Below are 14,994 nucleotides of genomic sequence, written 5' to 3' on the forward strand. Positions count from 1 at the left end.
GTCTTTTGATTTACCAGGAACAGACCATTCGCCTGATCAACCAACTCCGTTACTGGTCTGCAATTGCCAAAAAATGTCCAAAAATGCCCAAAATGCGGTGTTCTGCACAGCGATCCGGCGGTCGTCGGCAGAAAGTCCGGCTCTCCGATATTCATCAATGACGATATCTGCATATTCATTACGCCTTGCATGCGCTCTGTCAGACCATAAAGACAGTCCGCCAAATCGTATATTCAGCGAATCAGTAAGCCATACTCAGGCAGTTCCCGCACACGCGCATCAGGTTTTGACGCCACAAATAAAAATACCCGCCGCAGCGGGTATTTTTATCACCGGAACAATCAGTTTTTGGACTGATCAACCAGTTTGTTTTTCGCGATCCACGGCATCATTGCGCGCAGTTTTGCACCGACTTCTTCGATCTGATGTTCAGAAGTCAGGCGACGACGGGAAATCAGCGTTGGTGCACCAGCTTTGTTTTCGAGGATGAAGCTCTTCGCGTACTCACCGGTCTGAATGTCTTTCAGACACTGACGCATCGCGTCTTTGGTCGCGGATGTCACCACTTTCGGGCCGGTCACATATTCACCGTATTCCGCGTTATTGGAAATCGAGTAATTCATGTTAGCGATACCGCCTTCATAAATCAGATCAACGATCAGCTTCAGTTCGTGCAGACATTCGAAGTACGCCATTTCCGGTGCGTAACCAGCTTCCACCAGTGTTTCAAAACCGGCCTTGATCAGTTCTACCGTACCACCGCACAGAACAGCCTGTTCACCAAACAAGTCTGTTTCGGTTTCTTCACGGAAGTTGGTTTCGATGATGCCGGCACGGCCACCGCCGTTTGCCATCGCATACGACAGCGCGATATCGCGTGCTTTACCGGATTTGTCCTGATACACAGCCACCAGATGCGGCACGCCGCCACCTTGTGCGTAAGTACCGCGCACTGTGTGACCCGGTGCTTTCGGCGCAACCATGATCACATCCAGATCGGCACGCGGCACTACCTGACCGTAATGCACATTGAAGCCGTGCGCAAATGCCAGCACTGCGCCCTGTTTCGCAAATGGCTCAACGTTTTCTTTGTAAACCTGCGCAATGTTTTCATCCGGCAGCAAAATCATGATGACATCAGCCTCTTTCACTGCGTCATTGACTTCCGCTACGCGCAGACCAGCCTGCTCTGCTTTCGCCCACGAAGCACCGCCCTTACGCAGCGCAACAGTCACGTTACAACCGGAATCATTCAGATTCTGTGCGTGAGCATGACCTTGAGAACCGTAACCGATGATCGCTACTTTTTTGCTTTTGATGAGGGAGAGATCACAATCTTTATCGTAAAAAACTTTCATTTTTATATCCTGTCTGAATTCAATATTTATCAAAAATTTTCTTTACAAGCGGCATCACACTTTAAGGATGCGTTCGCCGCGACCAATACCGGAACCACCGGTACGGACAGTTTCCAGAATTGCCGTACGGTCAATCGCGTCGATGAAAGCATCGAGCTTACCGCGATTACCGGTCAGTTCTATCGTGTAGGTTTTTTCAGTAACATCAATGATGCGGCCACGGAAAATATCTGCCGTACGCTTCATTTCTTCACGCTCTTTACCGACCGCTCTGACCTTAATCAGCATTAACTCGCGCTCAATATGCGCACCTTCGGTCAGATCCACCACCTTCACCACTTCAATTAAGCGGTTCAAGTGTTTTGTAATCTGTTCGATGATGTCATCGGAACCGGAAGTAACGATAGTCATACGTGACAAGGTCTGATCTTCGGTCGGCGCAACGGTCAGCGTTTCGATGTTGTAGCCGCGAGCAGAGAACAAACCAACCACACGCGACAGAGCACCGGCTTCGTTTTCCAGCAAAATTGAAATAATGTGTCTCATTACAGATCCTCCGAACCAAGCAGCATCTCGGTGAGGCCTTTACCGGCCTTCACCATCGGCCAGACGTTTTCTGTCTGATCGGTAATGAAATTCATAAACACCAGACGATTTTTCATGGCGAAAGCTTCACGCACTGCGCCATCCACATCAGCCGGGTTTTCAATACGCATACCAACGTGACCGTAGGCTTCTACCAGTTTGGTGAAGTCCGGCAGCGAGTCCATATATGATTCGGAATAACGCGAACCGTAATCCAGTTGCTGCCACTGACGCACCATGCCGAGGAAACGGTTGTTCAGCAGAACGATTTTCGGTGTCAGGTGATATTGCTTACACGTCGCCAGTTCCTGAATACACATCTGAATCGATGCTTCACCGGTAATACACGCCACTGTTGCATCCGGATTGGCCATTTGCACGCCCATAGCGTATGGCAAACCAACACCCATGGTGCCCAGACCGCCGGAGTTAATCCAGCGACGTGGCTTATCAAATTTGTAGTACTGCGCGGCCCACATCTGATGCTGACCAACGTCGGACGTAACGAAAGCGTCACCACGGGTCACTTCAAAAACTTTTTCCACAACGGATTGCGGCTTGATGACCAGATCCGACGTCGGATATTTCAGACATTCTTTCGAACGCCATTCATCAATCTGTTTCCACCAGGAAGCGAGTTTGCGTGCATCGATACGCTGCTCCTGCGCATTCAGCTGAGACAGCATTTCGACCAGTACATCCTTCACGTTACCGACGATAGGAATATCGACTTTCACGCGTTTGGAAATCGAAGACGGATCAATATCAATATGAATGATCTTGCGCGGATGCGAAGCGAAGTGTTTCGGATTACCGATAACACGGTCGTCGAAACGGGCACCGATGGCAACCAGCACATCGCAGTGCTGCATCGCCATATTGGCTTCGTAAGTACCGTGCATACCCGGCATACCGACAAATTTGGAATCGGTGGCGCGATAGCCTCCAAGTCCCATCAGTGTGTTGGTACACGGAACACCGAGCATATCCACCAGACGATTCAGTTCCGGTGCAGCATGCGCCAGAATGACACCGCCGCCGGTGTAAATCATCGGGCGTTCAGCCGACAACAACAGTTGAACAGCTTTACGAATCTGCCCTGCATGGCCTTTATCCACCGGACGGTAGGAACGCATTTCCACTTCTTTCGGATAGTGGTAAGTCGTTTTGTGCATGGAGATATCCTTCGGAATATCGACCAGCACAGGACCGGGTCTGCCGGTTGTGGCAATAAAGAAAGCTTTTTTGATCGTGGTCGCCAGATCACGCACGTCCTTGACCAGGAAATTATGCTTTACACAAGGACGGGTAATACCGACGGTATCACATTCCTGAAAAGCATCCTGCCCGATCACGGCGCTTGGCACCTGACCTGAGATAACCACCATCGGAATCGAATCCATATAAGCGGTCGCAAGACCTGTCACGGCATTCGTTACGCCGGGACCGGATGTGACAATCGCCACACCAACTTTACTGGATGAACGGGAATAAGCATCTGCTGCATGAATCGCAGCCTGCTCATGGCGAACCAGAATATGCTGAAACTTATCCTGATTAAAAATTGCGTCATAGATGTAGAGAACGGCACCGCCCGGATATCCGAAGACGTGTTCAACACCCTCTTCGGCCAGACACTTTACCAGTATCTCTGCGCCTGTAAACTCTGAACTCATTGTTGTCCTTTCAAGGTCCATAGGAAATTGATCGGATGTTCTTTCCTGGCGAAATCACGACGCATATCTGTTCACCGATGTCCCTTTTTTGCATCGCCGCACTCCCCTTGCTGCACCCGTTGGGTACCGTTCCAGGCAATACTTAAGACACTCGTTCGATCAGCGGAAAAAATATAACGAAGACAGACTTCTCACGCTTGTGGCGTGGGTCAGAACAAACAGCTACTAAAAGCGCACTTACTGAATTGAGCGTGGTGGGCTGGTTCAGCAAGCATTTTTGTCCCGGGATTGTGGGACGAGCGTCAACAGTACTGCGTCGCAGCATTTTGGTCAAGTGAAATTCGTACGGCATACGCGATAATACGCAGTCAACTTGTGCCAACCGGTTTGCTGCGCCGTACGTTAATAAAAATCATCCCCGTTTACGCATTTTTTGCTAGGATGTGCCCTCTTTTTCCGGGCAGTCGTCTGACTGAGCCGGTCCGCTGTTACTGAACCGAATGATTGCCAACGATGGCTACAGACAAAGAACTCTCCGATTTTCTGGAAAGTGTCGAGCGAAGAGCATTTAAACATGCCGTTTATGCCGTCAGAAATGACGAGTCCGCGCTCGACATCGTTCAGGAAGCCATGATTAAACTTGCTGAAAAGTATGGCGATAAGCCGGCAGCAGAGCTGCCTATGCTGTTTCAGCGCATTTTACAAACGACCATACTGGATTTCTTCCGTCGTGAAAAAGTCCGCAACACCTGGGTCAGCCTGTTTTCGAACATGATCCCAGCTGGACAGACCGAAGAAGACCAGTTTGACCTGCTCGAATCGTATGCAGGAGAAGAAGGCAGTGAGACCACAGAGTCCACTGCTGATAAAATGGAACGTGAGCAGGTTTTGGGCATTATTGACGAAGAAATAAAAAAACTGCCCGCACGTCAACGGGAAGCATTCCTCATGCGTTACTGGGAAGACATGGATGTAGCAGAAACTGCCGCCGCAATGGGCTGCTCGGAAGGCAGCGTGAAAACGCATTGCTCAAGGGCAACGCACGCACTTGCTGCGACACTGAAAGCAAAAGGAATACAGCTATGAATTACTCAAAAGAATCTCAGGATCTGGACTTCGCCTACAAAGTCCGGCGGGCGCTGAATGAATCGTCCGAAAATCTGCCCGCACCGACGCTGGATCGTCTGGCACAGGCACGTAAATTAGCGTTGTCGCGTAAGAAAAAAGAAAGTCCGGCAGTTGTACGTGTCTTCCGGAATGTACTGGCCACCGCAAACGGTTTCCAGTTCAGTGGTCCGTCTTCATGGCTGGGACGTGCAGGACTGGCGTTACCAGCTATCGTACTGATCGCCGGTCTGGCAGGTATTTACGAATACGAACAACAACAGAATATTAACGAACTGGCCGACATCGATACATCTATGCTGGTGGATGAATTACCACCGGCAGCGTATGTGGATACCGGCTTCACGACTTACGTCAACAATAAACAAAACGAGGAATCTCAGTGAGGCTTGCCGTTTTTCTGAGCACACTTGCCGTCATTTGCACCACACTTCCGGCGCAGCCAGTCATGGCAGCCGGAAGCGATGCCTCTGCCATTTTCGGGCTGAAGCCTGCTCCTGCAAAACCACTGTGGTCTGAACTGACTCCGGCGCAGAAAGTGGCGCTGGCACCATTACAGTCAGAATGGGATGCCTTGCCGGAAGTACGCAAAAAGAAATGGCTGGAAATCGCCGGCCGTTACGCCACACTAAAGCCGGAAGAACAGGCCCGCTTACAAGAGCGTATGCGTGACTGGCTGAAGCTGACTCCGGAACAGCGTATGGCGGCACGTGAAAATTTTGCCAAAACAAAACAAATCTCGCCGGAAAAGAAAAACGAGCAATGGCAAAAGTATCAGCAGCTCACCGAAGAAGAGAAAAAGAAGCTGGCGTCGGATCAACCTGCAAAAAAGTCACTGACCAATCTGAGTCCTGAGGCTTTGCGCAATCCGAATACGTTGCAGCCAATTAAAGGAAATCTGCCAAAACCGGCAGCGCCTGCCGCTAGCGTCAAAGCAGTACCGGCAAGTACGCCCGCTGTCAGCACTCCGGTGCAGGCGCCCGCGCCAGCTGCTGCACCCGTACCCGCCTCAGCACCGGCAGAAGTACCGGCTGCGACCCCGGCCTCCACAGCTACCGCAATAAAATGACTGAACCGGTAACATTCACAACGCCTTCCATTCGAAGGCGTCTGACCTGCATGTTGTATGAAGGCATGCTTTTATTCGGGCTGGTATTTATTACCGGCTTTTTGTTTGATGTACTGACCCAGAGCCGACACGCCTTACTGCATCGCCATACGCGTCAGGGATTTCTGTTTCTGGTCATCGGTATTTATTTCGTTTATTGCTGGACACGTTCCGGCCAGACGCTGGCTATGCAAACCTGGCGCATTCGCGTCACAGATCTTGACGGAAAACCGTTGCCACGCATTAAAGCCGTGGTTCGCTATGTTCTGTGCTGGATGTGGTTTTTACCTGCAATGGCATTAGCTTTTCAGTTCAGTCTGCAAAAAACTGAAACGGTGATCGCTTTATTCGCCGGTGTTGCTGGCTGGGCGATGACAGCGCTGCTCGATCCTGAGCGGCAATTCATGCATGACAAACTGGCAAAAACCCGCTTAACGGAATTGCCCGCAGCGGCAAAAAGCGATCACGCAGAATAACGCGGGTTTTGTGGATATGCGGAAGAATGCTATTCTTACGAAATATTATCTCGAAAAAACAGCATGCAACACAAAGCTCCGCGTCGTACCAGGGAACGAATCCTAGAGCTTTCCCTGCGTTTATTTAATGAATTTGGTGAGCCTAACATCACAACTACCGTGATCGCGGAAGAGATGAACATCTCTCCGGGCAATCTTTATTATCATTTTCGCAATAAAGACGATATCGTCAATTCCCTGTTTTCTCAGTTTGAAACTGAGATCAATAAGAAACTTGCATTCCCTAGCGGACGCAAAGCGAATATTCAGGATGTCTGGACTTATCTGCACCTGACCTTTGAACTGGTCTGGCGTTATCGCTTTTTCTATCGTGACCTGAACGATCTGCTTTCGCGCAACCGTAAGCTGGAACTGAATTTCAAAGAAATCCTGACACATAAAATCCGTGTCGCGACAGAACTTTGCACTGGCTTGCGTGCTGACGGCGAATTTGAAGCAACTGATATGGACATTGATGCGCTCGCTACCAATATGGTGGTGGTCGCAACTTACTGGCTGTCGTACGAATATGTACGCAATCCGCGTAAATATACAGAAGCGCAGATCATGTCGGAATCACTGGCGCGTGGTTGCTATCAGGTCATTGTGCTGATCAGCCCTTATCTGCGCGGACAAGCGAAAGAAGTGTTTGAGCGCCTCTCCGCTGAATATCTGCGTAAGATGAAGCCGGAATGAAATCGGTTTGTGTTTATTGCGGTGCACGCACTGGCAATGCAGACATTTATCGTGCACAGGCTGCAGCGCTTGGCGCGGCGCTGGTGAATAACAACACCGCACTCGTGTATGGCGGTGGCAATGTTGGCCTGATGGGTATCGTTGCCGATGAAGTAATGCAGCGCGGCGGCATGGTTACCGGCGTGATTCCTGACCCGCTGCTGGCGCGTGAAGTCGGTCATGACGGCCTGACCAAACTGCATGTCGTTAAGTCTATGCACGAGCGTAAAGCGCTGATGGCCGATTTATCCGATGGCTTTATCGCGATGCCGGGTGGGTTCGGCACACTCGATGAGTTATTTGAAATTCTGACCTGGGCGCAACTCGGCTTTCACAACAAACCTGTTGGTTTACTGAATACCGCCGGTTACTTCGATCATTTGCTGCAATTTATCGACCATGCCGCAAACGAAGGTTTCATCGGCGAAGAAAACCGGCGCATGTTTTGCGTTGCCAGCGATCCGGCACAGTTACTGCAACAAATGCAGGCCTTGCAATCCCTGACCAACACAGAAGATTTGCCGGATTACGCAAACGCCAACGATCTTCGTTGAAGTTCTACTAATCGATCGGCTTTTTTCTCTGCAACGCAGCAAAAGCGGAGTAAAATGCCGCAGTTTTCAATCTGACCTAGTCCTAACATGAAATTCTTAAACCAAGTTTCCATGTACGAATCTGAAGCCACTGCATTTCTGAAAGACCTGAAAAAAGCCAAGCCACATCTGGATCAGGAGCAAGTTGCAGGCCGTTCGCTGCTGTGGGACAAAGCACCGCTGGATCTGGATCAGCAAGAGCGTTTTGCCGAAGCACGCATCGCGCAACAGGCTTACGTTTATCAGAACAAAGGCTGATTGCCACCATTTGGCGCACAGCTGATCGCAACCAGTGACAACTGAAACGACTGACCTCCCGGTAGTGGGAGCGCAGGACACGACACCGGATGTCGTAGACGGTCTCGCGCTGGCGCGACTGTATGGCGAGCCTTTATTCAAGGTGCCTACAGACTTATATATTCCGCCGGATGCGCTGGAAGTGTTTCTGGAAGCGTTTCAGGGGCCGCTGGATTTGCTGCTGTATCTGATTCGCAAACAGAATTTTAATATTCTGGATATTCCTATGGCGGATGTTACCCGCCAGTACCTGACCTATGTTGAGCAGATCCGCAGCCGCAATCTCGAACTTGCGGCGGAATATCTGCTGATGGCGGCGATGCTGATTGAAATTAAGTCACGCATGTTGCTGCCATCCAACAAAACACAGGAAGGCGAAGAAGCGGAAGATCCGCGCGCCGAGCTGGTCAGGCGCTTACTCGAATACGAGCAAATCAAGCTGGCTGCGTTTGATCTGAATAACGTGCCACAACTGGGTCGCGATTTCCTGCACGCTCAGGTCTACATTGAACAAAACACCGTGCTGCACTGGCCACAGGTGGAACTGGTCGATCTGCAGTCTGCCTGGGCTGATGTACTGAAACGGGCGACACTGGTACAGCATCACAAAATCAGCCGTGAAGAATTGTCTGTGCGCGAGCACATGACTGCCATTCTGCGCAAACTGCAATCGACCCGCTTTGTGGAATTCGCAGACTTGTTTGATCCTTCCCGCGGTGTTCCGGTACTGGTGGTCAATTTTATTGCCCTGCTGGAACTCGCAAAAGAAACCCTGATCGAAATCACCCAGGCGGAAGCATTTGCGCCTATTTATGTCAGACTAGCGTACTCGCCCGCCTGACACCGATTGTTTACCGGAAAAATCCCATCATGAAAGTTATCACCTCGATTGAAGAGTTGCGTGCTCACCTGACTGGTCAGCTGCGAACCGCATTTGTCCCGACGATGGGCAATCTGCACGAGGGTCATTTATCCTTAATGCGACTGGCGAAACGTCATGGCGATCCGGTGATCGCCTCGATTTTTGTTAACCGTCTGCAATTCGGTCCTAATGAAGATTTCGACAAATATCCGCGCACACTGCAAGCGGATATTGATAAGCTGGAAAAGGAAGGCGTGTATATCCTGTTCGCCCCGAGCGAAAAAGATCTTTATCCGGAACCACAGGAATACCGTGTCCAGCCACCGAATAATCTGGGCGACATTCTGGAGGGTGAATTCCGTCCGGGCTTTTTCGGCGGTGTGACCACGGTCGTTATGAAGCTGTTTTCCTGTGTGCAACCGCGCGTTGCCGTGTTCGGCAAAAAAGATTATCAGCAATTGATGATCATCCGTAACATGAGCAAACAGTTTGCACTGCCGACAGAAATCATCGCAGCGGAAACCTATCGCGCCGATGATGGTCTGGCTTTGTCTTCCCGTAACGGTTATCTGTCTGCGGAAGAACGTGCTGAAGCACCGGTGCTGTACCGCACGCTGAATGAAGTGGCGGATGAGGTTCGCTCTGGCCAGTCGGACCTGCTGCGCCTCGAACAGCTGGCAATGGAAAAACTGGCGACCCGTCAGTGGGCGCCGGATTATATTTCCATCCGCAAACGCGCTAACCTGCAGGCACCGACACAGGAAGAGCTGCTGGCCGGTGAACCACTGGTTGTACTGGCGGCAGCGAAGCTGGGCAAAACCCGCCTGATCGACAACCTCGAGATCTGATCCATGCTACGCCGTCTGACTGCTTCGCTGATTCCCTTGCTGCTGGCTGGCAGCGCCGCAGCCGCTATCCGTGTCACGGATGATGCGGGTCAGACGGTCTCCATGGAAAAACCGGCGCAAAGGGTGATCAGCCTGGCGCCACATATCACGGAACTGATGTTTGAAGCCGGCGCAGGAAAGCAACTGATCGCGGTCAGTGATTACAGTGACTATCCTGCCGCCGCGAAGCAACTCCCCTCGGTGGGTAATGTGTTTGCACTCGACACAGAACGTTTGCTCGCAATGCGACCGGATCTGGTCGTTATCTGGGGAACCGGCAAAGGTCATGCACTCGCCGATCAGCTGCGTGCCAACAATATTCGCATCTTTGAAAGCGATCCGAAAAATTATGAGCAGGTTGCCAGCAGTCTGGAACGGCTCGGCGAACTGACAGGTAATGCCGCCACCGGTCAACAGGCAGCAAAGCGTTTTCGCGAACGCCTGCAAAATCTGCAAAACCGCTACAAACTGAAAGCCGGCGAACCCGTGGTCACCGTGTTTTATCAGGTTTCGCATCAGCCGCTGATGACGCTGAGCGATCAGCATCTGGTGTCATCGGCAATTCGTTTATGCGGCGGTAAAAATCTGCTTGGCGCGCAGCAGGATATCAGTCCGAAAGTCGGAACCGAAGCGGTGATTGCCGCCAATCCGGATGCGATTCTGACCGGTGGCGACTCCACGACTCAGCTGGAGCAATTCTGGCAGCATTACCAAACTATGTCTGCTGTAAAAAACCGGCAGTTTTATGCGATCAAAGGTGACTGGCTGAACCGCAACGGCCCGCGCGTACTGGATGGCACCGAAGCACTGTGTCAGGCTTTGCAAAAAGTCCGTGTGCAAAAAAACCGTCCCTGAAATTCCACAGACCCGAAATCCCGCCCTTCCCGCCGACCACATCCACTCGCCCCCATTTTGTAATACTTAGCGCACACAGCCGGCATTCGCCGTCGCCAACGCGAATCGCAGGAACTTGTTACACTGTGCAGTATCTATGCATTTTCTGCAGTAAAACCACCAACACGGCAATCACCTCCGGCAAGACCCTGCATCCACTGCGTGAAGTTTCATCTACCTGATAACTTTATCAGGAAGACAAGGTAACAATCGCCGTTGACAATGTCTTTCTGACCATTCCCGTGAACCTGCAGTCTTTTTCTGATCGGATTTTCCATGCGTCGTAACGGTACTTTACTGGCAGGCTCTGCTTACACTATCTGGGGATTATTCCCGCTGTATTTCAAAGCACTGCACAGTGTGCCTTCGCTGGAAATTCTGCTGAACCGCATGGTCTGGTCGCTGCTGTTTCTGATCGGCATTCTGACCTGGAAAAAGCACTGGGGCTGGATTTCACAAGCCATACGGAACCCGAAGCTGGTGATGAGTTTCGCACTCAGTGCAACGCTGCTGTCGGCTAACTGGCTGGTATATATCTGGGCGGTAAATGAGGGGCGTGTGATTGATGCCAGCCTCGGTTATTTCATCACGCCGCTGGTGAATATTCTGCTCGGTGCTGTCGCCCTGCGCGAACGTATGCGCACAATGCAGTGGGTCGCCGTCAGCTTTGCGGCGGCTGGTGTGCTGTGGCTGACCTGGCTGACCGGTAACTTGCCGTGGATTGGCCTGACACTGGCGCTGACTTTCGGCACTTACGGCTTACTGCGTAAAACCTCATCGCTGGGTGCGCTGGAAGGTTTGTCGCTGGAGACTGCGCTGCTGTTCCCGTTTGCCGGTGGCTATCTGTGCTGGCTGGCACTGCAGGGACAGAATGCGTGGTTCACGCAGGACAGCCATGTGGTGACCATGCTGTTACTGACCGGACCGGTCACCGCGATACCGCTGCTGCTGTTTGCCGCCGGCGCGCGCAAAATTCCGTTGACCACACTCGGCATCCTGCAATACATTTCGCCGATGGTGCAATTTCTGATGGGTATCTGGCTGTTTCATGAACCGTTTAATGCACAGAAACTCGCCGGTTTCGCGCTGATCTGGCTGGCCCTGATACTGTATTCAGCCGAAGGCATCTGGATGAATTTACGCAAATCCGAGGCTAAACCTGCCTGAGAACGCCGGGCGTTATGCGGCTGTCAACGCAATACCGCTGAAATCCGTGTAAAATCCGCTGCACGCTAGGGGTCCCGGCTGTTATGCCGGGTGAGAGAGTCCCTTATACCTGATCTGGATCATGCCAGCGTAGGAAAGCGCACAGCGAACAAAGTTCCTTCTTTCTTGCTTCCGGCGCTCTCTGGCATATCTGTTTAACGAGAGTACCGAATGTCTGCCAATACTTTTCCTTGTTCTAAACGCCCTGTTGTTCTTGCCCTGTCTCTGGCATTTGTGATGCCGGTAGCGATGGCGGAAGAAAAAACTGAAGCACCCCAGTCTGTTGTCATCAAAAGCCGTAAGGCAGATAACAGCGCTGAACTGACACGTAGCGCCGGCAAAATCGATACACCCCTGCAGGACACACCGTTTTCCGTGAACCGCTTTGATGCGCGCCAGCTGCAGGACCTCGGAGCCCGCATGACCACCGATGTCAGCCGCTTTGATGCCAGCATCAACGATGCCTACAACGCCGTCGGATATGCAGAACAATTCTCGATTCGCGGTTTCGCGCTGGACAATAACAGCAGCTACCGTAAGGACGGTTTCATTATTCCGGCCGATGCATCCATTCCGCTGGAAAACAAAGAAGCCGTGGAAGTACTAAAAGGCGTAGCTGGCTTTCAGTCCGGCATGACCACACCGGGCGGCTATATCAACTACGTTGTTAAACGTCCGCTGACCAGCCCGCTGCGCACCCTGAATCTGGAATTGTCTGAGCGCGGTACACGCTATGCTGCAGTGGATGTGTCTGAACAGTTAGCCGGAACACCGGTCAGCATTCGTCTGAATGCAGCGGCCGAACAAATGCGCTCGGTGATTCGCGGCGCCAACGGCAATCGTGAATTTTTCTCGGCTGCGGTGGATCTGAAAACCGGCAGCAATGGCCTTTTGCGCGCTGATATCGATTACCAGCACAAATCCCAGCTCAGCGCACCGGGCTTCCAGTTGTGGAATGGCACGGATCTGCCACGCGGTATCAGCGCCGATATGATGCTGAATGTGCAGCCGTGGGCTAAACCGGTCGATACCAAATCCCTGAATCTGGGGCTGCAGTACCAGTACAGTCTGAACAGCGACTGGCAATTCCGTACCGGCGCGAATCTGCACCGCTTCCAGCGCGACGATTACACCGCATTCCCGTGGGGCTGCACCAGCGGCAATCTGTTCCCCGGTTATTGCGCTAACGGTGACTTCGATATGTATGATTACCGCAGCCTGAACGAAGCGAAATATCTGGTGGCCACCGATACCGGCTTGCAAGGCAAATGGAGCGCGGCAGGTATGCAGCATGAAACTGCGTTCGGATTTGAAACCAGCCGCCGCCGTGACTATGCCGGTGACTATGTATATGACTTCGCCGGCGTCAGCAATGTGTTTAACCCGGTTGCCGTACCGCCAAGCAGCAAACAGCCCGGCCCTGCTTCCCTGCGCCGCATGGATAAAGAAACCGCGCTGTATCTGCAAGACATCATCAGCCTGAACACCGAATGGAAACTGCACCTGAATACCCGCCGTGTGCAGCTGGACCGCGTTCAGTTCGACAATCCCGGCTACAACCAGCAACACTGGGTTTCCGGCGCGGCCTTGGTGTACAAACCGGTCGCCAGCCTGACAACCTATCTGAGCCAGTCTCAGGGTCTGGAATACGGCGGCATCGCACCGGTCGGCACCAATAATCCGAATCAGATGCTGAATCCGGTCCGCTCCCGTCAGACCGAAGCCGGTATCAAATACAGTGGCGACAACCAGCTGCAACTGAGCGCTGCCATTTTCCAGATCACCAAGCCACTGGAACTGATTAACGCCGCCAATTACTATGTACAAACCGGCGAAGCCCGCCACCGCGGCATCGAACTGAACGCACAGGGTAACCTGCTGAAAGATCTGAAAGTGCTGGCCAGCTTCACCGCCATTGACACTGTTCAGCAGGATACCGGCAGCGCGGCTTACGATGGTAAGCAAGTGCTGAACGTACCGGGCCGCAAAGCCAGCATCACACTGGATTACAGCCTGCCGGTGGCTGGCCTCAGCGTACAGGGCGGCTGGCAGTATGCGAGCGAGAAAGCCTTCTCGCCGGATAACCGCATCATGGTACCTGGCTATTACGTGCTGAATGCCGGTGCGCGTTACCAGACCCGCATCAGCGGCGTACCGACCACCTTCCGTGCCCAGATCGACAACCTGACTGACCGCTTCTACTGGCGCGACGTGACCCAGTCGCTCGGCGGCTACCTGTTCCCGGGCGCACCGCGCACGGTTCGTTTGTCCGCTCAGCTGGCATTCTGATCGTCCGCACGCTGACGCAACAGCGTACAGCCTGCCCCGCTCCGCACTGACGACCGTTCAGTACAGGCAGCGCGGCAGGCTGTTTTATTTCTGGCTTTAGCAGGCACCAACAACGCGGGCTGACACCTTCAGATGACCTCAAGCACCTGCAGTCAAACCGTGCCTGACTACTGCCACTGTGCATAACTCCGCATCTGCATTTTCCGGACAGCCAGACTTTCTGCCGACGACCGCCGGATCGCTATGCAGAAATCGGCATTTGAGGTGTTTTCAGGGTGATTTCAGGCTGTTTCAGCGCTTTTCCGGCGCTGCCTCAGGCACGGTAAAGCGCCGGCAAAAAAGCTGTCCTTCCGGCAGTTCACACATGAAGTATGGTGAACGGCGATGTGTGTTTTAATACGCGTCCGATTCATTCGTGCTGGGATACGGAATGCAACAACTGTCTACCGGAAGCTGCCTGTGCGGCCTGATCCGTTATGAAATTCAAGGGATGATCAACGATGTTTCACACTGCTACTGCCGCATGTGCCAAAAAGCACATGGTGCAGCCTGCGGCAGCTACGCCAATGTCCCGACCCATCAGTTCCGCTGGATACAGGGACAGGAATATCTGAAAACTTACCATTCCAGTCCCGGCGTACAACGCCTTTCCTGTCAGGAGTGCGCATCTCCGCTGATCTGGCAATCCGGACAACACTTTCCCGGCATGGTGTCCTGCAGCCTTGGCACACTGGACACACCGCTCCCGCCGCTTACCTTGCTCACGTCGCGCCATCTGTATGCCGAACAACAGCCAGCATGGCACCGGGAATTACTTGCGGAAAACCCGCGCAAATAAAAAAGCCGGGTGGTATCCGCGATACC

16 protein-coding genes and 1 riboswitch are annotated in these 14,994 nt (G+C 52.4%); of the genes, 13 read left to right on the forward strand and 3 right to left on the reverse strand.

Going from position 1 to position 14,994, the window contains the following annotated elements:
* Nucleotides 1–341: 341 nt before the first annotated feature.
* The 3 genes from ilvC to IE092_RS03605 are packed head-to-tail and all read right to left on the reverse strand — an operon-like array spanning nucleotide 342 to nucleotide 3,619.
* The gene (gene ilvC / locus IE092_RS03595) at nucleotides 342–1,358 is read right to left on the reverse strand and encodes a ketol-acid reductoisomerase (RefSeq protein WP_189355611.1); all 1,017 of its coding nucleotides are present in this window, start codon (nucleotides 1,356–1,358) and stop codon (nucleotides 342–344) included.
* Nucleotides 1,359–1,412: 54 nt separating this feature from the next.
* Complete coding sequence (ilvN, locus tag IE092_RS03600; RefSeq protein WP_189355612.1) at nucleotides 1,413–1,904, reverse strand: acetolactate synthase small subunit; 492 nt, start codon at nucleotides 1,902–1,904, stop codon at nucleotides 1,413–1,415.
* Entirely contained in the window at nucleotides 1,904–3,619 is a 1,716-nt protein-coding gene (locus IE092_RS03605) for an acetolactate synthase 3 catalytic subunit (RefSeq protein WP_189355613.1), read from the reverse strand. Before IE092_RS03605 ends, ilvN begins: the two co-directional genes overlap by 1 nt.
* A gap of 513 nt (nucleotides 3,620–4,132) precedes the next feature.
* On the opposite strand from IE092_RS03605, the gene IE092_RS03610 reads away from it, so the two are divergent.
* From IE092_RS03610 to IE092_RS03670, 13 genes are all read left to right on the forward strand, one after another.
* The gene (locus IE092_RS03610) at nucleotides 4,133–4,705 is read left to right on the forward strand and encodes an RNA polymerase sigma factor (protein ID WP_189355614.1); all 573 of its coding nucleotides are present in this window, start codon (nucleotides 4,133–4,135) and stop codon (nucleotides 4,703–4,705) included.
* A complete protein-coding gene (locus tag IE092_RS03615; RefSeq protein ID WP_189355615.1) occupies nucleotides 4,702–5,130 on the forward strand; it encodes a DUF3619 family protein in 429 nt (142 codons plus the stop codon). The genes IE092_RS03610 and IE092_RS03615 overlap by 4 nt, the downstream gene beginning before the upstream one ends.
* A gap of 62 nt (nucleotides 5,131–5,192) precedes the next feature.
* Nucleotides 5,193–5,813 carry a DUF3106 domain-containing protein gene (locus tag IE092_RS03620; RefSeq protein ID WP_189355616.1) on the forward strand — a complete coding sequence of 207 codons (621 nt, stop codon included), beginning with the start codon at nucleotides 5,193–5,195 and terminating at the stop codon, nucleotides 5,811–5,813.
* Nucleotides 5,810–6,328: an RDD family protein gene (locus IE092_RS03625; RefSeq protein ID WP_189355617.1), complete on the forward strand. Its 519-nt coding sequence runs from the start codon at nucleotides 5,810–5,812 to the stop codon at nucleotides 6,326–6,328. The genes IE092_RS03620 and IE092_RS03625 overlap by 4 nt, the downstream gene beginning before the upstream one ends.
* A 63-nt stretch (nucleotides 6,329–6,391) precedes the next feature.
* Nucleotides 6,392–7,063 carry a TetR/AcrR family transcriptional regulator gene (locus IE092_RS03630; RefSeq protein ID WP_189355618.1) on the forward strand — a complete coding sequence of 224 codons (672 nt, stop codon included), beginning with the start codon at nucleotides 6,392–6,394 and terminating at the stop codon, nucleotides 7,061–7,063.
* The gene (locus IE092_RS03635; protein WP_189355619.1) at nucleotides 7,060–7,656 is read left to right on the forward strand and encodes an LOG family protein; all 597 of its coding nucleotides are present in this window, start codon (nucleotides 7,060–7,062) and stop codon (nucleotides 7,654–7,656) included. Before IE092_RS03630 ends, IE092_RS03635 begins: the two co-directional genes overlap by 4 nt.
* Before the next feature lie 87 nt (nucleotides 7,657–7,743).
* Nucleotides 7,744–7,953 (forward strand): DUF3460 family protein, encoded by a 210-nt coding sequence (locus tag IE092_RS03640; RefSeq protein ID WP_189355620.1) that lies wholly within the window; start codon nucleotides 7,744–7,746, stop codon nucleotides 7,951–7,953.
* Nucleotides 7,954–7,987: 34 nt separating this feature from the next.
* Nucleotides 7,988–8,833, forward strand: coding sequence for a segregation and condensation protein A (locus IE092_RS03645; RefSeq protein WP_189355621.1), 846 nt, complete (start codon nucleotides 7,988–7,990; stop codon nucleotides 8,831–8,833).
* Between the two features lie 29 nt (nucleotides 8,834–8,862).
* Entirely contained in the window at nucleotides 8,863–9,702 is an 840-nt protein-coding gene (gene panC / locus IE092_RS03650; protein WP_189355622.1) for a pantoate--beta-alanine ligase, read from the forward strand.
* Between the two features lie 3 nt (nucleotides 9,703–9,705).
* A complete protein-coding gene (locus IE092_RS03655) occupies nucleotides 9,706–10,596 on the forward strand; it encodes a cobalamin-binding protein (RefSeq protein WP_189355623.1) in 891 nt (296 codons plus the stop codon).
* Between the two features lie 315 nt (nucleotides 10,597–10,911).
* Entirely contained in the window at nucleotides 10,912–11,802 is an 891-nt protein-coding gene (gene rarD / locus IE092_RS03660; protein WP_189355624.1) for an EamA family transporter RarD, read from the forward strand.
* Nucleotides 11,803–11,859: 57 nt separating this feature from the next.
* Nucleotides 11,860–11,955, forward strand: a riboswitch (TPP riboswitch).
* Nucleotides 11,956–12,012: 57 nt separating this feature from the next.
* Nucleotides 12,013–14,130 (forward strand): TonB-dependent receptor, encoded by a 2,118-nt coding sequence (locus IE092_RS03665; protein WP_229793005.1) that lies wholly within the window; start codon nucleotides 12,013–12,015, stop codon nucleotides 14,128–14,130.
* A 430-nt stretch (nucleotides 14,131–14,560) separates the two neighbouring features.
* Entirely contained in the window at nucleotides 14,561–14,968 is a 408-nt protein-coding gene (locus IE092_RS03670) for a GFA family protein (protein ID WP_189355625.1), read from the forward strand.
* Nucleotides 14,969–14,994 lie beyond the last annotated feature (26 nt).

It is taken from the genome of Cognatundibacterium squillarum, assembly GCF_014652435.1.
GTDB lineage: Bacteria > Pseudomonadota > Gammaproteobacteria > Burkholderiales > Burkholderiaceae_D > Undibacterium > Undibacterium squillarum.